This window comes from Paenibacillus sp. FW104-T2, assembly GCF_058789975.1.
In genome coordinates this window covers 143,096-163,729 of sequence record NZ_JBYTCE010000007.1, presented here as the reverse complement: position 1 = coordinate 163,729, position 20,634 = coordinate 143,096, and the positions used below count along the sequence as shown (strand labels likewise).

Genomic DNA, 20,634 nt, shown 5'->3' with positions numbered 1-20,634 from the left:
TTGCTCTCTTTGTGCATCGATATCGTGCTTGATTACCTGTATTGCCCTTGTTCGCATAAATGCACCTGCATTGGACAAAATAATACAAATTTCCAATGCCAAACTGTGTTAATCTCGTTATACCGTATTCGGGCAAATAATGCACTAAGCATTCTATCGGCTTTCTTGGTTTGTGATATAATAGAATCTATATATAGAAACATTAAATTCTATGATTTGTTTGATGATCCGGATGTACGGAACATATATTATTCCAGAAAGAGGGATACTTTCGTGGCTCAAATCAGTCCGTCTTACCTTCAGATCGGTGCAACCCTGGGTATGCTCATCATGGCATTGCTTGCCATTTTCATTCGGATGAAAGCCAGTCACAGGCCGGTGACTATACGCAAAATTCTGATTCCCCCACTGGGCATGAGTACCGGATTTTTGATGTTTGTTGTCCCGGAAACGCATTTTCCACTATGGTGGGCTGTCATTGCATTTTTGGTTGGCTGGTTCATCTTCTCCTATCCTCTCATTCGCAGTACCCGGTTTGAAAAGGTAAACGAGGAGATATTCGCGACCCGTTCCCGCAGCTTTGCTTTCATTCTGCTTGGTTTGCTGGCGGTACGCCTGATCCTGCATGAAGTCATTCAGCAGTACGTTACCATCCCGCAAACAGGCGGATTATTCTTCCTTCTGGCCTTCGGCATGATTGTGCGCTGGCGGGTATATATGTACAAACACTACAAAGAAGTTGTCGCTGCATCGGCTTGAGCCTAACTAGCGACGACGTCAAAAAAGACACGTTCTCGGCATGTACGCATGCGGAACGTGTCTTTTTGTTGTTTATCTGGCCTTGATTCATGGCACATAGGGTAGCGCACGATCTTACTCGGGACCTGCAACTTTCACCAGCTGTTTACCCAGGTTATCTCCCGAGAAAAGACCCATGAAGGCTTCAGGTGTTTGTTCAAATCCCTCTACAATGTTCTCCTCATACTGAATGAGACCTTCCTTCATCCATTTTGCCAATTTGGCGCGTCCTTCTTTGAAGGATTTGGCATAGTCCCCGAGCAGAAATCCTTTCATCAGCGCCGTGTTGGTCAATAGCAGCGTCTGTGGTCTCATGCCGATGTCCGGTTTCTCCAAATTGTAGGACGAAATCTGCCCACACAGCGGAATACGTGCATTTCGGTTGATATGTCTGAGTACCGCATCCGAAATGTCACCGCCAACATTGTCGAAGTAGACGTCTACCCCATCTGGACATACCCGTTCGATCGCTGCGGACATGTCATTCTCCCGCTTGTAGTTGAGGACCACATCAAACCCGAGCTTTTCTTTCAGATATGCGCATTTTTCGTCAGAACCTGCGATTCCAACCACTCTTGCTCCGACAATCTTGCCGATCTGGCCGGCGATCATACCGACGGCTCCCGCTGCGCCGGATACCACCACCGTTTCGCCATCCTTCGGTTTGCCGATATCCTCCATACCAAAATAAGCCGTCAGGCCCGTCAGGCCGAGGGCACCAAGATAGGCTGTAAGCGGCGCTTCCTCCGTATCGATCAGCGAGAGATCTCCCGTGTTGACAGCTGCATACCGCTGCCAGCCCCACATGCCGGAGACAAAGTCACCTTTTCGCAGATTGGGTTCTGACGAGTCCACCACTTGTCCGATGGCCCCACCTTTGATCACTTCATTCAGCGCGTATGGAGGTGCGTAAGACTTCGTATCCTTCATACGGCCACGCATATAAGGGTCAACCGACAAATATAATGTACGCACCAGAACCTGTCCTGCTTCCGGTTCAGGGAGCGGCGTCTGAATGAATTTGAAATTATCCCTGGATGGTGCACCTTCCGGACGGGATGCTAGTACGATCTGTTCATTTTGAGACAACTTCATGACCTCCTTGTTGCCAGTGGCCTGCGTATAACCCTTATCATCGTATATGTTATACCACCAGCACTATATGTTATCTTTTCGAGCATTTGGACATAGCTGATCTGGAAGGCACCGTTAGCAATTCAGAATCCCCATGATGCTTTCTGTATCCTATATGCCAAATACTGACTCTTAATAGTTTAAACCGAAACAGGCGGATCACAAACGTGGGCCGCCTTGAAAACATCAAATCTCATTCTATTGCCATAATTGATTCACTATTCCTGCGCAGTCAAAATTACAGGACCATCTGCTGTGATGGCAATGGTGTGCTCGTATTGAGCAGACAGGCTTCCGTCCTGCGTACGGGCTGTCCAGCCATCCGCATCCAGCTTGCTGCGGTACGTTCCAATGTTCAGCATGGGCTCAATGGTAATGACCATGCCTTCTTTGAGGCGGGGACCACGATGTGGTGGACCATAGTGAGGCACCTGTGGTTCTTCATGCATTTTCTCGCCAATGCCATGACCGATAAACTCACGTACGACAGACAAGCCCTCCCCTTCAGCATACGTCTGAATGGCATGGGAAATATCACCGATCCGGTTGCCAACTACGGCAAGCTCAATGCCTTTGTAGAGGGACGTTTTGGTGACATCCAGCAGATGCTGGGCTTCCGGTGTCACTTGACCCACTGCATAAGACCAGGCAGAATCGGCCAGCCAGCCATTCAGATTCACGACCATATCAATCGTCACGATATCGCCTTCTTGCAGTACGTATTTTCCCGGAAAGCCATGACAAATCACGTCGTTTACAGACGCACATGTCGCATATTGGTACCCGTTGTACCCTTTTTGCTCCGGTGTTGCGCCATTTTTCTTCATAAAAGCTTCTGCGAACTGGTCAATCTCCTGGGTGGTGATCCCTGGACGAATCATTTTCGCAATTTCTTTATGGCACGCGGCGAGAATTTCGCCCGCCTTTTTCATATTCTGTATCTGCTCTTTGGTTTTTAACGTAATCATTACAACTTCTCCTGTCCGTTATGATCTTATCCTGTCTTCTATTGTAACGCGAAACGCAAAAAATAAAAAATTCGTACGATCTGTAAAGCACCAACATCCTATTATACGCCAACCTCGTGTGCAATGAATACCACATTCCATAAAAAACACGAAACCCTCCCCCCAAAGGCTGCGTATATGCTTAAAACGGAAGACGAAAGGATGATCTTGCATGTTCAAAAAAATTATTGGCAAACTCCTTGATTCGAAATCTTCATCACACCGAAGGCGCTATAGCTCCTCGGACAGACGCTCCTATAAACGCTACAGCAGCTCCTCAGGCAAACGAAGCTATAAACGATATTCATCGTCCGATATGAAATACAGGGATAACCGCCATGGCTCCGGTTATTACAAAAGCAGAAAGTACAGCTCCAGCTAATATGGTGCTGCAATGATGATATACGCCAATAGGGGATGTTCAGCCAGCCGTATCTCACGGCAGCAGAACATCCCCTATTGGCGTTTCCGATTCACTTTTAATAAGAATCCAGCAGGCGTTCTATCTCGGCCTGTAATTCAGGTGCTCCTTCTGTGTATCCCGGGCGAAGCCCCAGCAGTCTCTCCAGCATGTGGTGCAAACCAGGCGTAAGCTTCAGTTCTTCCTGCCAGCTTGCAGGTGCCTTGCCCTTCTCCGGCTCATATGCCGAGTACAGCATAAACAGAAGAAAGTGTCCCAGATCCTGCAGATCCTGATCAGGTGCAGCCGGCTCATCCTCCGGCATGGGCAGTTCCCGCATTCTTCGCTTCAGCTCAGGCAGCAACGGCTCCCCCATACGCCGTGCCAGACCGAAGTCAATCAAATGTACACGCTCATCACGCAAAATAACGTTGGGTATCCGCACATCCCCATGGATATATCCCCGCTCGTGAACATGGACCACAGGCTCCAGCAGTTGGAGAGCCAGTGCCAAGCATTCCTGCTCTGTATACTTTCGGCCCTGTTCAAATATACACTGTTCCAGTGTCTCTCCCCGGATATACTCTGTGGAAATGTAGCTTCTCCTCTTATATATAAATGCATGCAGCAGCTTCGGGATGGCCGGGTGATCCATCAGGCTCATCACGTCCGCTTCTCGTTCCAGCAACCGGGCAGAAAGTCTGCCTTTGCTGGGCTTCGATTCCTTTAACGCCACTTCCTTGCCATTCAGTTCGTCGATACACAAATAGGTGAGTCCATAACTTCCCATACCAAGCAGCTCCTGAATTCGGTAACGTCCCGAGATCAGAGAACCTTCTTGCCGAGGACGGTCTGTCCACAGACCCACAAATCTTTGCCAGCTTCGTTGCAGCTCCACTTGTCCTCCCACACTGGCGACTTCTGAACTTCACGCGACCCTTCACAGGCACATTCGAGCAGTCCTAACAGCCAGTTTTCCTGTTGTACTATGGAGCCTATTATATCAGGCTGCCTGCACGAAATCACGGCAGCCCCTCTGCCCTCACGCTTCCTTGTGTTTCTTGGGCAGCAAGCCAAAGAGCATACGCAGTGAAGTCCCTTTCGGTTTGCGTTTACGGCCCTGGAAGCTGCGCAGATTGGTGACCAGTTCACGATCCCGTTCTTCTTCCAACTTCTCATTCATCCATAGACGCTGCTTCTCCATCTGATCCTGGAGAGCCGTATGCGTATCAGCAAGCTGCTTCAGCGTTAACTCCAGCTCATCCACCCGCTGCTGGAGCATTTGCACACGATCATCCTGTGGCTCGATCATTCCGAAGGTCACTTCATTCACAAGCTGACCCAGACCTTCATAGGACCGGAGATGGCCAGTCGGCTCCGTTTCTTCAGGGAATACGGCAGGCAGCACGGCTGCTGCACATTCCTTCTCAGAAGTCATCTCTACGGTGCTCTCTGGCACATTCGGGGACAGGACCGTCACCACGGCATCTGCAAGCGGCAGGTTATGTTCCCTCAGCTCCGTCATTAATCGTTCAATGCACTGAATATCGTCCGATCTAAACAATCTGGACTTGTTGGCGGAACGCTCGAATCGATATCCCTGTTCCTCAAGTGCTGCCGCATATTTACGAAGAGTACTGGCTCCTATGCCCAGGCTCTTGGCCGTTTCCGTCGTTGCTCCAACTTCTTCAATCATCATTATTCCCTCCCGGAATGAAGTCTTTTGAATTCGAAATGGTGGCTTCAGCGTTCCCTTCTGGAACTGTCATCGGATCGGGTCAACCTGTCTCATGAACAAATCGCTTTTGTTTAGCTTGCCATAGGTATTCGTCAACGTCTGGCTCGATCCCTTTGGCGGTTTTGTTCTGTTTCTGGGGATTCATAAGAAGTTTTGTCACGTCTGTTATTCGTAAAAATCCCTCTTATTCCGACATGGAGGAGGAATGCTGTCACAATCGAATTATGCTGGTGCAGACGCCGTCGGTTTATGAAAACAGGATATTCATGTCAATTTTGTTAACCCCACTACTCCAATACGCTCCCGCGACAGAGGATATCATTGCTGCACAGCTTTTCCATGTGTTATCTTATGTAACGTAGAAACGGATTTCGGCATAAATTAAAGGACTATACTTAACATATGGCTTGAAGTCAGGACAATTACATGATTAGGATATGGGGGTTGAACGGCAGTGTTAGGCAAATCAGGTAAAGTGGCGGTTATCGGGGCGGGTCTTGTAGGCTCAAGTTGTGCATATTCCATGATTAATCAGTCGATATGCAGGGAAATCATGATGGTGGATCGGACGTATGACCGCGCTGTTGCCCAGGCGCTGGATTTCTCGCATTGTATGGATTTTACACATAATCGTACCAAAGTATATGCCGGGACATATGCAGATTGCGGAAACATGGATGTCATTGTCCTGACTGCAGGAGCCAATCCAAAAGCTGGCCAGACACGTCTGGATATTCTGGAGGAGGCCGAATCGATTGCAAAAGACATCGTCCTCCCCATCATGGATAGCGGATTCAACGGTATCTTTGTCGTCGCAGCCAATCCGGTTGACATAGTAACTTATATGGTATGGAAATTGTCCGGCCTTCCGCGTGAGCATGTCATTGGCACAGGGACTTCCATCGATTCCTCCCGGCTCAAAACGCTGCTATCCGAAGTGTTTTCGATTGATCCGCGCAGTGTGCACGGATATGCTCTCGGGGAACACGGGGAGTCCCAATTCGTAGCCTGGTCCCACGTAACAATTGGAGGCAAACCGATCATGCACATCATGGAACAGCATAAGGAACGCTTCAAACACCTGGATCTCGATGATATTGCCCGCAAAACCAAAGATGCCGGTTGGGAGATCTTCACCCGCAAAGGTTCCACCCAATTCGGGATTGGCAATGCCCTGGCTCATATTACACGTTCCATCCTTAATGATGAACACAAAATCATTGCCGTATCGGCCATTCTGGAGGGAGAATATGGTCAGAAAGGTGTCTGTGCAGGCGTTCCGGCCATTATTGGAGGAAACGGGATTCAGGAAGTCATCGAATTGAATCTGGACCCATCCGAGCGTGAAAAATTCGAGCGTTCCTGTGAGATTTTAGCGGGCAATATTAATCGCCTGACCTTGGCCTAATTGTTCCATGGCCTTAAAGACTCATTTCTGAATTGAAAAGCAGGAACAATCAAACAGGCCAGCGACCTCCTGCTAGGAGAAATCGCTGGCCTGTTTGGATTAACATCTCAGGATTTTATTTAATTCGGTGCCAGCTGGGGCTGATCTGTAGGCCCCCATTGCTGAAGTACCCGTTTCAGTTCACTGAGCATGACCGGTTTACTGATGAAGTCACGCATACCAATCTCGAGACACGCTTCCTTGTCTTCCCGTTTTGCATTGCCTGTTACGGCAATAATAGCCGGAATGCGATCCTGTGGAATCAGACGGTGCACCAGATCGGTTGCCTTGAGCCCATCCATGACCGGCATGTGAATATCCATCAACACAATATCATACGAATTCTGCGAGATGGCCTCAATGGCTTCGACTCCATTGGTACATACATCCGCTTCATAACCCAGCTTTTCCAGATACTCGGTCAAAATTTTTCGGTTCACCGGGTGATCCTCAGCTACCAGGATACGCATGGACACCTTGTCACCTTGACGTGTGCGATCATGACTGAATTGACGTGCTGTGTCTTCTGACGCGTAATCTACACTCGTTGCAGGTACTGCAAAACGGAACGTTGATCCTTTTCCGTCCTCACTCTCCACGCTAATACTACCGCCCATAATCTCCACAAGCCGCTTCGAGATAACAAGACCAAGTCCTGTACCTCCATACTTGCGATTAATGACCGGGTGCAGCTGGGAGAAGGATTGGAACAACTGATCCAGCTTGTCCGCAGGAATACCGATCCCGGTGTCTTTCACTGCAAAATCAAGCACGCTATCTTCTGGCTTTCTGCCCTTAACGATATCCACATTGACTTCGATGCTGCCCTTATCCGTGAATTTCAGTGCGTTACTAACCAGATTGACCAGAATTTGACGGATACGCATGGCATCACCCACCATGAATTCTGGAATGCTTGGATTCAGACGATACCTGAGCTGCAGCTGTTTTTCGTCTGCCCGAATTTTAAACAGCTCTGCCACCTGCTCCAGCATTTTGCGTAGAGAGAATGGTTCATATGCAAGAGCCATCTTACCCGACTCCAGTTTGCTGAAATCCAGAATGTCATTCAAAATATTCAGCAGTGCATCTCCGCTCTCCTGAATAATCTGGGCATATTCCCGCTGCTCTTCCGACAGATCGGTTCCTATCAGCAGTTCGGTCATGCCCACAATCCCGTTCATCGGCGTACGAATCTCATGACTTACCATCGACAGGAACTCTGACTTGGCCTGCGCTGCAAGCTCAGCCGTCTCCTTGGCGCGCACAATTTCACGCTCTCCGGTTACATCATTGAACACAATGACTACGCCCTGAATCTGTTCCTGATCAATAATCGGTGTAACCTGGTATTCCACCAGGAAGCTGCTGCCATCCTTGCGCCAGAATACATCTTCCTTGACCGAGCGTCTTTGTCCATCCATAACGGTCATGTGAATTGGACATTCTTCTTTAGGAAAATAACTTCCATCCGCACGGGAGTGATGGATGATCGGATGGGCGCTTTTGCCGATAAACTCTTCCACTTCATACCCAAACATGGAAGCCGCCGCCGGGTTCATAAACATGGTGGTTCCTTCCGCATCCAGACCATATATGCCTTCTGTAACGGAATTCAGAATCAGCGCATGCTGTTTGCTGAGTTCCTGAATACGATCCATATACTCCTTGCGTTCGGTAATATCAGACAATATTCCGTACACTCCAACCAGTTCCTGATCGACGATAATCGGCACATTGATAATGGATGCATCGAACGTCTTCCCCATGGAATTCACAATACGCGTTTCATAATGCTGCGGTTTACCCTGCTTCACCAGATCAAAGTAGGATTTGCCGCGCCCTACCTCACATGGATCGAGATTGGACAGAAACGATTGTCCGATCAGCTTGCCGCGAGGAATGTTGAGCATTTTAACCAGATTACGATTCACCGCACTATACTTACCTTCAAGATTTAATGAATACACCGCAGCTGGATTGTGCTCGAACAAGGATTTATACCGCTGACGACTCTCTCTCAGACGTCTGTCCGCATCCTTATGCTGGGTAATATCACGGCTTATGCTTACGATCTGAATGCCTCTTCCCTTCTCTCCAGCTACTGGCTTAGCCAGAGTTTCCATCCAGATATAGTGACCTTTCTTGTGCCGCACGCGCATTTTGCAGCCGTTGCCAATCTCAGACAGCTCCATCGGATCCGGGAAATCTCCGGGATAGCAATAATCCTTGAAGGACTTGCCTGTCACTTCTTCCGGTCGATATCCGAGCAAAGAATACACGGATGGGGAAACGTAAAGCAGTTTGCCATCCAGCGCACTTGTCGTAATCAGATCCTGGGCGTGCTCAGCAAGCACCTGATACTTTTCTTGCGTCTCCTGGAGTTTCCGTTCCACTTCAACAATATCCGTCACATCTTTGGCAATACCATAGATGCCTACAACCTCTTCTCCCGCTGTTATGGGCACGTAGGTAATTTCAGCTTGTCTTACAGCTCCATTTTTATGATAAAACGTTATACTGTTACTGACTGAACGGCCAGTAATGACCTCGTTAATATATTCCTGCCTCGACTGTTCACTGTCTGGTGGACAGACCTGACCTGGATTCATACGCATCAGCTCGTCAAGCGTATAGCCTGATATTCGCTCTACTGATGGATTAGCATCGATATAGTTTCCATGGATGTCCATCACATATATGGCATCCGGGTGATTAAAAAACAATGATTGGTAAGAACTTCCCTCAGAAATAATCCGCTTCAGGGTTTCCGTTTTATTAATATCCAAGGCTTACCCCTCTTTTCTCAGCCTGTATCTTTTTCTAAACATTCTAAAAAGCCATTTTTAGTATTAAGTATCTACCCTCGAATAACCATGTATAGCTGCCTAGAAACAGCTTTTTTTATTTTACCAGATTCCAGTCTGATTTTGCTTACAATCTCGTTTAAATTTGTAATATCCCAACTTGAAAAAGATGGAACCTTACATTCTTTATTTCAAAATCAAAATTAAATGATTGTTCCGGAAGTCCAAAATTGGCTTTGAAAATCTGGATATTAGTTACAATGTCATAGATACATTATGTATCATTTCAGCTATAATCGATACACATAGAGCATGCCTGTCCTGTATAAACATTACCTAATTCATAATCAGCGCAACAGGACGCGGCTAGTTTTTGGAGAGGATGGAGATTATGCTGCCCAATCGAGTTAAAGTTGCTTATGGGAAGGTAAGAGGAATGGCCTTATTTGGAAGAATTCAGCCGTCACTTAGGCTGCTGCCACGAATACGAGGCAAGGTTTACCTGAATAAATTTGGTGATCTCCATGTGGGCAAACGACTCAATATCATTGGAAAGCCTTGGGGGACACAGCTGACGGTTGTCAAAGGGGCAAGGTTAACCATCGGGGATGACGTCATGATTAATGCCGGGGTGGGGATTGCTGCCAATGTCGAGATCTCCATTGGCAATAACGTCATGATTGGACCAAGGACAAGCATATTCGATAGTGCCTATCATAGGATTGACTCTCTGGATGACGGGAGCAGCATGGCCAAAAAAATCATCATTAAAGACAACGCCTGGATCGGAACCGGCGCATTGGTCCTTCCCGGAGTAACCATAGGAAAAAATGCTGTCGTTGCCGCGGGGAGTACGGTCACCAAGGATGTACCCGACAATACATTGGTTGCCGGAACACCGGCAAAGGTGATTCGTGAACTTACCATACACGAAGGTTGGTTGAGATAAAGAAAAGATCCCCCTGTCCGCACATCATCCTTGCTCGGTGGACGGTCTTGGGGGATCTTGTTTTAATGAAGATCTGTTTTTAACATCGTGCAATCCTAGATTTCTTTTTTTCTAAAATACAAAACTCCGATCAAAATAAACAGCACTGCACTCCCTCCAACTACTGCAAGGAGCGTACCCAGCGGTACATTGTAGGCTCCGAATCCTCCGCCTTCCGCCTCTGTCATCAGCAGCATCGGCTGAGCCCAAGGATAGAACGGACCGAATGTCGCCGAGTTCACAATCAGGATGTTCGGTACAGTCAAGGCAAAATTCAGAGCAAGGGGTGCTGCGAAGCTGCTCCAGATCAGGGAAACTAACATTTGCAAACCGGCAAGGGGCAGGCAGGCGAACAGGCCCAGCAGCAATTTGCCCCCAATCCATTCCCAGGGTATGGGCTCGGTTAGACCCTGAATAAATCCTGCCAGCAGAATGGATCCCAGCAGTAACACTTGGGTGCAAAGCAGCAGTAAAATGACGATCGTCAGCTTGCCTGCATAAACGCCTGTCCGGGTGAGAGGCAGCACCAGCATTTGCTTCCATCCCCCACCAGCATGTTCGAAGCGGCAGACAAATGAAGTGAATACCCCCGTCAGGATCGGCATGAGCAGCATTCCATGCAAAAAGACCATTGTTCCCATCAGAACTTTCCACTGTCCTGATGGCTCACTGAGAAGCCCAATAAGCAAAGCTAACAAAGGACTCAACAGAATCAAGAGCCATACAGGTGATTTGCCCATTTTCAGCCGTTCAGAGGACAGGATTCGGAAATACGTCGCAGCAAAGTTCATCCTAAGCCACATCCTTCCGGCTGAAATGCATCATTCCAAGCAGCATAATCAGGATCCCCGCCGCCAATCCCATCCCTGCGTACATGAATGGATTCGGTCCATTCCATGCCATCTGTGCCCATGCGAGCGGGAAGATTGGTGAGATACTAAGTGCGAACATACCTGTGATCGCAAGGACAATGCCCAAGGTCACCGGAAGTGCCTGATTTTTGGCAACCATCGTTAGCCACAATTCAATGGATAGTACAGGAAGTGCACCGGCCAGTGGCAGCAGGCCCAGCTTGAATGCTTGAATCCAGGGAATGTCTCCGGCATTGAACCCGAACACGAGGCCCAGAATCACGATTCCGGCAGTCAAAAGAAGACAAGAGATCACAAGCAGTATACACGCCAATAAGAACTTCGCCAGATATACTGCTGGTCTCGGAATCGGCATGGCCAGAAGCTGCTTCCATGAACCTTGCTCATGCTCAACATTGGCAATCATGGAGCTCAGGATCGTTGCGCCAAGCATTAATGCTAGCGGTACAAAAACAACCACATTCTCCAGAAGCCCATTCCACAGATTATCCCCATATATTCCTTTTAAATAATCCAGACGGAGTCCAAAGTTCAGAGCCTGCATTAAGGTAAGTCCGATGGGTGCGAGAAATACAAGAAACCAAATGCCCTTGCCACGAATTTTGAGCCAGTCCGACGATAGTGCACGTCCCGTCATACCATAGCCCCCTCACCAATGACCCGCATGAAGAGGTCTTCGAGAGACTGTCGGTGCTCCTCCACCCTGTAAATAGCGTGATCTTGCTCAACCAGCCTGCGTACCAGCAGCGCAATCGCACTGTTGTCCATGTATGGAAATGTCAGCTCAGACCCTTGACGCTGACCAAATTGTCCTTGTTCTCTCGCCAGCTTCATCGCTTCCTCCGGCTCGGAGACGGTCAATCGGATGGAGCTGCCTGTCTGGCTGTGCAAATTCGCAATTGTATCCTGAAGGACCATTTTGCCTTCGCGAATAATCCCAACCCGGCTGGCCATCTGCTCCACTTCACTGAGCAAGTGACTTGATACCAATACCGTAATCCCGTGTTCCAGCGGCATGCGCTTAATTAACTCCCGGATCTCCTGAATACCGGCCGGATCCAGTCCATTCGTAGGTTCATCCAATATCAGCAGTTCCGGCTGGCCCAGCAAGGCACTTGCTATTCCGAGCCTCTGCTTCATTCCAAGCGAATATCCTTTAACCGAGCGTTTCGCATCCCTCGTCAGGTCGACAATGGACAGGACCTCGGCAATTCTCGATTTGGGCACGTTCAGGATCCGGCGCAATGCCTCCAGATTCTCCACCGCATTCAGATGGCCATAGTAGGACGGATACTCCACGAGCGAGCCGACACGGCTCAGGATATCCATGCGATCCTTCCGAATGTCTTTATCGAAGACACGAATGACACCTTTTGTCGGTTTGATCAAGCCCAGCAGCATGCGGATGGTTGTTGTTTTACCCGCACCGTTGGGTCCCAGAAAACCGTAGATATCCCCTTTCTTAATATGCAGATCCAATTCACGAACCGCCGCACGATCCCGATATGTTTTCCATAAATTAGCCGTTTGAATAATGTTATCACTCACTGTTTAATCACCTCGGATATCATCGTAACCGTCCAAGGTTAAAACTACAGTTGTCCGAAGTTTAAGTTTAGTTTAAATACTGCAAGGTCAGACCTAAGGTTAATAAATAAATATCCGAACTCCTTCGGGTGAGCTATCCACCTTTTTACGCAGGCCCATCTCGCGAACGAGCAGATCCACAATGGACAGCCCGAGACCTGTACCTTTCGCCCCCACCTCTTGCTGCATACCCGGACCCTGATCCCGAATAACCAGAGCTGCTCTGTCATGAATCCGTTCAGTGGATATGCCAATGTATTTTCCGTCTCCTGCATACCGAACCACATTCTGAAACAGGTTATCCAGAATACGACGCATGCCCTGTTCATCCACACGCCAGATCAGCGGATCATCCGGCAGGTCAATATCGATGTCGAACTGCTCTCTCTCCCATACGGGATACCATGCCGCGGCCGTTTCTCTAACGATCCGAAAAACATCTTTCTCTTCCAGCTTCAGTGTATACTTACCACTCGCCAGCAGATTGTACGATAACATGTTATCAATAAGTCCACTTAGATCATCCATCTTGGACTCCATGCGTGACAATGAACTAATTCCCTTATCGCTGAGCGCTTCCTTGTGAAGAGCATGCATATGTCCACGAATGACCGTTAGTGGCGTACGCAAATCATGGGAGAGTCCTGCAATGAGACGTTTGCGGAATTGTTCCTCCTCACGTTCCCTGTGACGGCTTTCGGTCAACTGATACACCATCTGATTGAAGGAGTCTTCCAGCTGACCTATCTCGTCCGATCTGCGAATATCAACAGGAAGCGGAATGCCTTCCTTACCTGGCGTAATCATGGCTGTCTGCAGACGGATCAGGCGTTTGCGAATCCGTGCAAAAAACAGAATGGACATCACAATGAAGAACAGAAAAATAATCGTCATCAGCAAACCAAGATACAGGAGCTCCATCGGCCAGTTGCTCTGGGATTTTTGGAGCAGATATCTCGGCACTTCAATGACCATGAAGCCTTTTCCCTTGTCCTCATTGCCTCCACCTATAAACGAAACGACGGTTAACGGGTCACGGTAGACGGCCTCCTTCATGAATGCCAGCGTGTAGGATGCATCCCATACTGCGGGAATGCGGGTTTCTACCTTTTTCTGATCATCCAGCGGCCATTTCAGAGTAGTCAGGGTTGAGCCATTTGCCGGAGTTTCAACTACTTCTACACCTTCACCCCCAAGAATAAACACGGTCTCCCCATTTTCATCCACTCTGTACATCGAAGATTTGGGATATTGGGCATGTAACTGTTGTATGCGTTGATCTACCTTGGCAGGTGCTGCCTGTTCCAGCTTCTTCGATTCATTGGACCAGAGATTGCTTATATGGGTAACGTCACCGTAAGGAGCAGTATTACTGCTCTTGCCCATGTTATTCACAATCACCACATATACGATGGAGGTAATGGGAAGTACGACGGGAACAAATAAAACGGCACACAAGATCAGAATCATATAACGGGACATGAGTGATTGGCCAAATCGAAACTTACGTTTCCCTGTATTTTCCCCTTCGCTCTGACCCTTCGGATTCTCTCGCTTTCTGAACCGTCTGATCATGGTTTCTTCACACGGTATCCAACCCCGCGTACGGTTTGAATAACCGACGGATTGGCCGGATCCCGTTCAAGCTTCTCGCGCAGATGGCGAATATGTACCATTAATGTCTTATCCCCATCCAGATAAGGCTCATTCCAGACAGCCTCATAAATCTGTTCTTTCGTACGGATCATGCCCATATGCCTGAGCAGGTACGCGAAGATGTGAAATTGTTTTCCCGATAAAATAATCTCCTCCCCCGTCTCCTCATTGACGATCCGATTGTCCTTCTCATAGATGGACAGGTGATCCAGCTTCAGGGCAGCATCGGACGAAACGGTGGTCCCTGCCTTGCGCAGCTGCACTTCAATTCGTGCAGCAAGCTCATCGGGATGAAACGGCTTGGTTACATAATCATCAGCAAAATCAAGCCCATGCAGCTTGTCATCGATGGAGGTTCTGGCCGAAAGCATGACGATGGGCACGGAAGGGTGTTCCTTTTTGAGCCTCTGTCCTACCGTAAATCCATCCAGCCCAGGCAGCATGACATCCAAAATAATTAGGCAGCAGTCCCCGGCAGCTTCGGCAGCCCCCTCACCGCTTCCCAGCCATATGACCTCATAACCGCGTTCCTCCAGGTCAGCTCTGACCCATGTCGCGATTTCCGTATCGTCCTCAATGTATAGCAGTTTTGTTTTCATGCGTAGATTCGTTTCCTTTCTGCACCCTTTGGGTTAATTATATATCTGAACATATTGGAGTAAGCTGTATGTAGGAACGAACGAAGCACCATATAAAGGGATTACTCCGTTACTCTCATTAGTATTATACCTTAATCTTCAGCTACAGAAATGCCATGCCTGATGTCCATGAAGTACATATGAAGTGAATAGACGGGAGGAGTTTTAACATGCTGCTGGAAGCCATCTATCATCAACCCAAACGGAACTGGGCATATGCCTACGATAAGGATACTGTTCGCCTGCGCCTGCGTGCCAAAAAGAATGATCTCAACGAGGTATACGCCATGACTGGCGACAAATACGCATGGGAAAACACCAAAAAGCAGATCTCTTTAACCAAGTTCACCTCAGACTCCATGTTCGACTACTATGAAGGTGAAATAAAGCCTCCGTACCATCGTCTGAAGTACTCCTTTTTGCTCAAAAGCGGAGACGAGCAGATCTGGATGTCGGAAACGGGTTTCCATGAAGACGAACCGGACGATCCGGGGCAGATGTTTCAGTTCCCCTATATCCACCAGGGTGCGGTCTTTACGCCGCCTGAGTGGGTCAAGGATGCGGTTTTCTATCAGATCTTCCCCGAGCGATTTGCCAACGGCAATCCGGAACTGAATCCGGAGAATGTTGAACCATGGGGCGGCGAGCCTACACCATCCAACTTCTTCGGAGGCGACCTCCAGGGTGTAATGGATCATCTGGACTACCTCAGTGAGCTAGGCATTAATGCCATTTATTTTACCCCTATCTTCGAAGCAACCACCAATCATAAATATGATACCGAGGATTACCTCCGGGTAGATCGGCATTTCGGTGATGCAGACACCGTAAAACGATTGGTCAAACTGTGTCATGAACGCGGTATTCGGGTGCTTCTCGATGCGGTGTTCAATCATTCCGGGAAGACGTTTGCCCCATTTGTAGACGTACAGGAAAACGGGGAGAAGTCCAAATACAAGGATTGGTTCCATGTTCATGAATTCCCGCTGGACGTGAAGGATGGCATCCCTACGTATGAGACCTTTGGATTTGAGCCTCACATGCCGAAGCTGAACACGGAAAATCCGGAGGTGAAGGACTATCTGCTGAAGGTAGCCGAGTATTGGATCAAGGAAGTGGGCATGGACGGCTGGCGGCTGGATGTCGCGGACGAAGTGGATGATGCGTTCTGGCGCGATTTCCGCCGCGTGGTCAAGGCTGCGAATCCAGAGGCGTATATTCTCGGAGAAATCTGGAACGAATCCTCGGCCTGGCTGCAAGGTGATCAGTTCGACGCTTCCATGAACTATCCGTTTACCGATGCCGTGAATGGTTTCTTTGTCAAAAATAAAATGAATGCCGAGACGTTCGCAAATTCCATCGGACGGCAGCTTTCACGTTATCCATTGCAAGCCAGCGAAGTGGCGTTCAACCTGCTGGATAGCCATGATACGCCAAGACTGCTGACACTGTGTGAAGGTGATCAGCGCAAGATGAAACTGGCAGCATTGTTCCAGTTCACTTATCTGGGCACACCGTGCATTTATTACGGAGACGAGATCGGGCTGGATGGTGACCATGATCCGGGCTGCCGGAAATGCATGGAATGGGACGAGGCGAAGCAGGACCGTGAATTGTTCACCTTTTATCAGCAGCTTATTGCCCTTCGCCATGCCCATCCCGCTCTGCGTGCAGAAGGTCACGTCCGATTCCTGCAAGCCCGTCCTGAAGGCAGCCAGCTGATTCTTGAACGGCAAAGTGAAGATGAACGCATTCTCGTTCTGTTCAATCGTTCGGAGGAAACGGCGATCATTGAATTCGAGGCGGGTACGGACGAATGGACCGAATTGTTGGACGGTAACCACCGCACGGCCAGGGACGGCGATATTCTCGCTGTTGAACTGCCAGCATACGGTTATGCCGTGTTAAGTACGGATATCGTTCAGGGATAAACGGTAAATATTTATTTCTTATCGTTATAGATTACAGGAGCTTTCTCCTGTAAAGCCCGGAGTTAGGCTGAGGCTCTTTCTCTTCAAACAAAAAAAGGCGTCCTGCATGACCTGTAAAGGCCAGCGGACGCTTTTCTCCGTTTGTCTCCCGTATAATAAATCCTATCCTATCAGCCTCGTTCTATGCCTGCTCTGTCTCATTATCCTTCGTGTTCTGTGGTTCGGACTCAGCTTCAGGTTCTGCACGCTTCGCTTTGGGTTTCGCCAGCTTCTCCATCATTTTTCGGCCCGTTGGCGTCTGGGCCAATCCGCCCTGCGCCGTCTCGCGGTGCCTGCTCGGCATCGCACTTCCCACTTCCAGCATGACGTCAATGACTTCGTCCGATGGAATGGCACTTCTTACCCCGGCCAGCGCCATATCGGCTGCAGCCAGTGCCGTTACCGCACCGAGTCCGTTGCGGACGATGCATGGAATTTCAACAAGCCCTGCAACCGGATCGCAGATGAGGCCCAGTGTATTTTTTAACGCGAGACCTACGGCATGAACGACCTGCTCCGGCGTCCCCCCACGCAGCTCCACCATTGCACCGGCTGCCATGCCGATCGCCGAACCGACTTCTGCCTGACAGCCACCCTCTGCACCTGAAATAAACGAGTTATTGGCGATGACATATCCAATTGCACCTGCACAGAATAAGCCGTTCACCAGATGCTCATCACTCCATCCGAATCGCTCCTGGGAGCTGATGAATACACCGGGGATAATCCCGCAAGAACCCGCTGTCGGCGTAGCCACAATCCGGCCCATGGATGCGTTGACTTCAGATACACACAGGGCATAGGCCATTGCCAGTGCGGAAGCGTCCCCCGAGCAGGTTTCGCCCTGGCGAATATACTCGGCCATCTTTTTGCCGTCTCCGCCAGTCAAGCCACTGCGCGAGGTGGTGTCCTCCGTCAGTCCTTTCCGTACAGCCTCTTTCATCACTTGATAATATTCCGACATCTGCCGCACAACGTCCGCTTCCGGCGTATTGGTCTCCTGAACCTGCTCCTCGATCATTAGCCGGGCAATGGTTTTGGATTCAGCCGTACAGATCGTATTCAGTTCATGCAAGTGCTTAAAGCGCATCCGGATCAACCCCTCTCTTCAAATCAATGACGCGAATATCCAGCACATGATCCAGTGAACGCAGGCGTTCCAACATCTCGGCACTTGGTACTCCGTCCATTTCCATCGCTGTTAGTGCTTCGCCATCCCGGGCTTTTCGGTCTACCTGCATATAACCGATGTTAACCCCTGAGGAGCTGATCGTAGACGTCACGGAAGCAAGCACCCCTGCCTTGTCCGCATGACGCAGAACGAGTGTGGGGAATTCCCCGCTGATCTGTACCCGGAAATCATTGAGCGTATGCACCGACACACTGCCGCCGCCAATCGAAGCACCAACGAGTGAACATTGACGCTCACCGTGCCACAACTCAATTTTGACCGTATTCGGATGCGGAGCAGGCAGTCCACTTGTATAGAACTCAACCTCCATACCCGCTTGTTCGGCATACGTCTCAGCGTCCGGTATCCGCGGATCATCCGTGACATAGTCAAGCAAACCACCAATTAACGCCAGATCTGTACCGTGACCTTGATACGTATCGGCAAATGAGCCGTACAGTGTCAGCCTGGCACGTTCAGGGGTACACCCCAGCCACTGCCTTGCAATTCTCCCCAGTCTCGCTGCCCCGGCTGTATGTGAACTTGAAGGGCCCGTCATCGACGGACCGATAATTGAAAAAACATCTTTAAATCGCATCCTGCACCCCTCCATATCGTCATATCCATCCAGACATGCACCATAATGTTCCTTCATTACTGAATGATGACATCAAAAAAGGACAGTAGAAGGCCTTAGGCCCTCTCTCTGTCCTCGTTACCTGAGAGTTTCATGATCAGAGGCAGCCCCATGGGGTACCCTTCTCATCATATACCCCTTGGGTGGCGCATTCGCGCACTCTCCAGAGCTGCGTCCAACGATGGTACATTTACCTGAGAGATTAACCACCTGCGCCGGGTGCGCAGCGGCTTGCTCCTTCGGTGCCTGGCAGCCTACTGAAACCAATGGCCTGCCCAGGTCTCTCCCGCTCGTTTTCATCCGCTGTATCGTATATATTCGCTTGAACACATATCAAACGTTGTCCTTGTGAGATTGATCATTCATATAACAGATTAATATGCAACACACGTAATGTCAACAAAAGTAACGCATCATTATCATCTTGGCAAAATTCCTCTACTATTATATGCAGCTTTCCACGGAATCGTTCAGTTTCCAATAGGATATAGACTAGCTATGTAGTGATTTTGAGGAAGAGCTGTGATCCTTATAATATGACTGTCTTGAAGGAAGCCAGCTCGTAAGCCATAACAGAAGGGCACCCAGCATCAGAACTGCCGAAACGACCGTATATACCGTTCGAAGAGAGATTACTTCGGCAACTACACCCATGACCAAAATCGAAATGACCTGCAATGCACTCAGCATGAGTCCAAGTACGCTGCTCATTCGCCCCATCAAGTCTACCGGTATATTATTCTGATAAAAGGTGACCAGTCCCGTGTTTGCCGGCGCCGAACACAACCCAAGCAGAATAAAGGCGAATGCGGCAAGCTCGAACGAAAACGAAAGAGCGAACAGGAAATAACCAAGCGCAACCAAGAGCACGCCTCCGCCCATCATGTGACGGATGGACAAGTGTTTGGCGAACAACCACACCAGCAGAGAACCCGCCATGTATCCAGCTCCAGTAACACTCATCAACGCACCATACTGTGACTCGGACAGGTTCATGACTTGACGGATAAAAACCACTTCCTGTGCATCCAGCGACATGCCAATAACAAGAATAATCTGGAACAAGGCATAGATGCCCACCACATATCCTGCTTGTCGACTGAATAGCATTACGGCTCGCCAATCCTGGGCAATCAGACGAGGGGTTAACCTTGTCCTACCGCTGCTCTGCTCTCCAGTGCCCAGCCTTGGCAGTAACATCAGGATGAGCGCCGACACCACAAAGGAAGCTGCATTGGCATAGATCGCCGCTGCAGGTGACAGATAGATCAACATGACTCCGGCTATGGCTGGGCCTGTAATAAAAGCACCAGAACTGATCATGGCCTGCAGGGAATTGAATCGCTTGCGCCGCTCAGCAGGAACCAGCCGGGTGATGTACACCTGCGAAGAAGGCACGAATATGGATGAGGACATGCTGACAAGAAACATGATGCCGTACATCATCCATAGACTGGGCATCAGCGGAAGCAATGCCACGAGCACAGCTCTCACCACATCCGCCCCAATCATCAGCTGCCGCTGGTCGTAGCGGTCAATCAGACTGCCTGACCAGAATTTGGTGCATACCGAGGCAATCGGCGAGATAATCCACAAGCCTGCAACTGCCGCCGGGGACTGTGTCATGTTAAGCACCATCAAATTAATGGCCACAATGTAGATAAAATCCCCCAGGTTGGATATGCCTACTCCGCCCAGGAGCAAACCGGCATGTTTCCATCCCCCTGACTGGGTGCCCTTCCCGTTCTCCTGATCTCGATCATTGCTCATCCATCAGATCCCTC

Annotated in this window: 17 protein-coding genes and 2 riboswitches; of the genes, 4 read left to right on the top strand and 13 right to left on the bottom strand. The window is 49.3% G+C overall.

Annotated features, from left to right (window positions below):
* Positions 1-273 precede the first annotated feature (273 nt).
* Positions 274-759: a CcdC family protein gene (locus tag AC3WQ3_RS11370; RefSeq protein WP_336783752.1), complete on the top strand. Its 486-nt coding sequence runs from the start codon at positions 274-276 to the stop codon at positions 757-759.
* 114 nt (positions 760-873) lie between these two features.
* Here AC3WQ3_RS11370 and AC3WQ3_RS11365 read toward each other — a convergent pair whose 3' ends face one another.
* The 4 genes from AC3WQ3_RS11365 to AC3WQ3_RS11350 form a co-directional block, all read right to left on the bottom strand.
* A complete protein-coding gene (locus AC3WQ3_RS11365) occupies positions 874-1,893 on the bottom strand; it encodes an NADP-dependent oxidoreductase (RefSeq protein WP_492472315.1) in 1,020 nt (339 codons plus the stop codon).
* 257 nt (positions 1,894-2,150) lie between these two features.
* Complete coding sequence (map, locus tag AC3WQ3_RS11360) at positions 2,151-2,900, bottom strand: type I methionyl aminopeptidase (protein WP_154896565.1); 750 nt, start codon at positions 2,898-2,900, stop codon at positions 2,151-2,153.
* Between the two features lie 518 nt (positions 2,901-3,418).
* A complete protein-coding gene (locus tag AC3WQ3_RS11355; RefSeq protein WP_492472314.1) occupies positions 3,419-4,237 on the bottom strand; it encodes a serine/threonine protein kinase in 819 nt (272 codons plus the stop codon).
* A gap of 144 nt (positions 4,238-4,381) precedes the next feature.
* On the bottom strand, positions 4,382-5,035 hold the full coding sequence (locus AC3WQ3_RS11350; protein WP_492472313.1) for a MerR family transcriptional regulator: 654 nt from the start codon (positions 5,033-5,035) through the stop codon (positions 4,382-4,384).
* Positions 5,036-5,531: 496 nt separating this feature from the next.
* Here AC3WQ3_RS11350 and AC3WQ3_RS11345 point away from each other — a divergent pair, with 496 nt between their 5' ends.
* Positions 5,532-6,485, top strand: a complete 954-nt coding sequence (locus tag AC3WQ3_RS11345; RefSeq protein ID WP_127539168.1) for an L-lactate dehydrogenase — start codon at positions 5,532-5,534, stop codon at positions 6,483-6,485.
* Positions 6,486-6,604: 119 nt separating this feature from the next.
* Here the strand turns inward: AC3WQ3_RS11345 and AC3WQ3_RS11340 are convergent, their stop codons facing one another.
* On the bottom strand, positions 6,605-9,313 hold the full coding sequence (locus AC3WQ3_RS11340; protein ID WP_492472312.1) for a PAS domain-containing hybrid sensor histidine kinase/response regulator: 2,709 nt from the start codon (positions 9,311-9,313) through the stop codon (positions 6,605-6,607).
* A 409-nt stretch (positions 9,314-9,722) separates the two neighbouring features.
* Here AC3WQ3_RS11340 and AC3WQ3_RS11335 point away from each other — a divergent pair, with 409 nt between their 5' ends.
* The gene (locus AC3WQ3_RS11335) at positions 9,723-10,280 is read left to right on the top strand and encodes an acyltransferase (RefSeq protein ID WP_492472311.1); all 558 of its coding nucleotides are present in this window, start codon (positions 9,723-9,725) and stop codon (positions 10,278-10,280) included.
* A 95-nt stretch (positions 10,281-10,375) separates the two neighbouring features.
* On the opposite strand, the gene AC3WQ3_RS11330 is transcribed toward AC3WQ3_RS11335, so the two are convergent.
* From AC3WQ3_RS11330 to AC3WQ3_RS11310, 5 genes are all read right to left on the bottom strand, one after another.
* Complete coding sequence (locus AC3WQ3_RS11330; RefSeq protein ID WP_336783758.1) at positions 10,376-11,110, bottom strand: ABC transporter permease; 735 nt, start codon at positions 11,108-11,110, stop codon at positions 10,376-10,378.
* 1 nt (position 11,111) lies between these two features.
* Positions 11,112-11,828: an ABC transporter permease gene (locus tag AC3WQ3_RS11325; protein ID WP_110756779.1), complete on the bottom strand. Its 717-nt coding sequence runs from the start codon at positions 11,826-11,828 to the stop codon at positions 11,112-11,114.
* Positions 11,825-12,739, bottom strand: coding sequence for an ABC transporter ATP-binding protein (locus AC3WQ3_RS11320; RefSeq protein ID WP_336783760.1), 915 nt, complete (start codon positions 12,737-12,739; stop codon positions 11,825-11,827). Before AC3WQ3_RS11320 ends, AC3WQ3_RS11325 begins: the two co-directional genes overlap by 4 nt.
* Before the next feature lie 99 nt (positions 12,740-12,838).
* Positions 12,839-14,353, bottom strand: a complete 1,515-nt coding sequence (locus AC3WQ3_RS11315; RefSeq protein ID WP_492472310.1) for a HAMP domain-containing sensor histidine kinase — start codon at positions 14,351-14,353, stop codon at positions 12,839-12,841.
* Complete coding sequence (locus AC3WQ3_RS11310; RefSeq protein WP_492472309.1) at positions 14,350-15,033, bottom strand: response regulator transcription factor; 684 nt, start codon at positions 15,031-15,033, stop codon at positions 14,350-14,352. The genes AC3WQ3_RS11315 and AC3WQ3_RS11310 overlap by 4 nt, the downstream gene beginning before the upstream one ends.
* Before the next feature lie 209 nt (positions 15,034-15,242).
* Here AC3WQ3_RS11310 and AC3WQ3_RS11305 point away from each other — a divergent pair, with 209 nt between their 5' ends.
* Positions 15,243-17,003, top strand: a complete 1,761-nt coding sequence (locus tag AC3WQ3_RS11305; RefSeq protein ID WP_492472308.1) for an alpha-glycosidase — start codon at positions 15,243-15,245, stop codon at positions 17,001-17,003.
* Positions 17,004-17,184: 181 nt separating this feature from the next.
* Here AC3WQ3_RS11305 and sdaAA read toward each other — a convergent pair whose 3' ends face one another.
* The 3 genes from sdaAA to AC3WQ3_RS11290 form a co-directional block, all read right to left on the bottom strand.
* The gene (sdaAA, locus tag AC3WQ3_RS11300) at positions 17,185-18,132 is read right to left on the bottom strand and encodes an L-serine ammonia-lyase, iron-sulfur-dependent, subunit alpha (RefSeq protein WP_154896555.1); all 948 of its coding nucleotides are present in this window, start codon (positions 18,130-18,132) and stop codon (positions 17,185-17,187) included.
* Complete coding sequence (gene sdaAB / locus AC3WQ3_RS11295; protein ID WP_492472307.1) at positions 18,122-18,811, bottom strand: L-serine ammonia-lyase, iron-sulfur-dependent subunit beta; 690 nt, start codon at positions 18,809-18,811, stop codon at positions 18,122-18,124. The genes sdaAA and sdaAB overlap by 11 nt, the downstream gene beginning before the upstream one ends.
* 106 nt (positions 18,812-18,917) lie before the next feature.
* Positions 18,918-19,019, bottom strand: a riboswitch (glycine riboswitch).
* A 4-nt stretch (positions 19,020-19,023) separates the two neighbouring features.
* Positions 19,024-19,149, bottom strand: a riboswitch (glycine riboswitch).
* A 193-nt stretch (positions 19,150-19,342) separates the two neighbouring features.
* Positions 19,343-20,620 carry an MFS transporter gene (locus tag AC3WQ3_RS11290; RefSeq protein ID WP_492472306.1) on the bottom strand — a complete coding sequence of 426 codons (1,278 nt, stop codon included), beginning with the start codon at positions 20,618-20,620 and terminating at the stop codon, positions 19,343-19,345.
* Positions 20,621-20,634: the final 14 nt, after the last annotated feature.

What these genes read in the sequence shown, in the direction of transcription:
- AC3WQ3_RS11365 (WP_492472315.1), bottom strand. Translation starts at nt 1,893, where the DNA reads ATGAAGTTGTCTCAAAATGAACAGATCGTACTAGCATCCCGTCCGGAA.
- map (WP_154896565.1), bottom strand. Translation starts at nt 2,900, where the DNA reads ATGATTACGTTAAAAACCAAAGAGCAGATACAGAATATGAAAAAGGCG.
- AC3WQ3_RS11350 (WP_492472313.1), bottom strand. Translation starts at nt 5,035, where the DNA reads ATGATTGAAGAAGTTGGAGCAACGACGGAAACGGCCAAGAGCCTGGGC.
- AC3WQ3_RS11335 (WP_492472311.1), top strand. Translation starts at nt 9,723, where the DNA reads ATGCTGCCCAATCGAGTTAAAGTTGCTTATGGGAAGGTAAGAGGAATG.
- AC3WQ3_RS11330 (WP_336783758.1), bottom strand. Translation starts at nt 11,110, where the DNA reads ATGAACTTTGCTGCGACGTATTTCCGAATCCTGTCCTCTGAACGGCTG.
- AC3WQ3_RS11325 (WP_110756779.1), bottom strand. Translation starts at nt 11,828, where the DNA reads ATGACGGGACGTGCACTATCGTCGGACTGGCTCAAAATTCGTGGCAAG.
- AC3WQ3_RS11315 (WP_492472310.1), bottom strand. Translation starts at nt 14,353, where the DNA reads ATGATCAGACGGTTCAGAAAGCGAGAGAATCCGAAGGGTCAGAGCGAA.
- AC3WQ3_RS11310 (WP_492472309.1), bottom strand. Translation starts at nt 15,033, where the DNA reads ATGAAAACAAAACTGCTATACATTGAGGACGATACGGAAATCGCGACA.
- AC3WQ3_RS11305 (WP_492472308.1), top strand. Translation starts at nt 15,243, where the DNA reads ATGCTGCTGGAAGCCATCTATCATCAACCCAAACGGAACTGGGCATAT.
- sdaAA (WP_154896555.1), bottom strand. Translation starts at nt 18,132, where the DNA reads ATGCGCTTTAAGCACTTGCATGAACTGAATACGATCTGTACGGCTGAA.
- sdaAB (WP_492472307.1), bottom strand. Translation starts at nt 18,811, where the DNA reads ATGCGATTTAAAGATGTTTTTTCAATTATCGGTCCGTCGATGACGGGC.
- AC3WQ3_RS11290 (WP_492472306.1), bottom strand. Translation starts at nt 20,620, where the DNA reads ATGAGCAATGATCGAGATCAGGAGAACGGGAAGGGCACCCAGTCAGGG.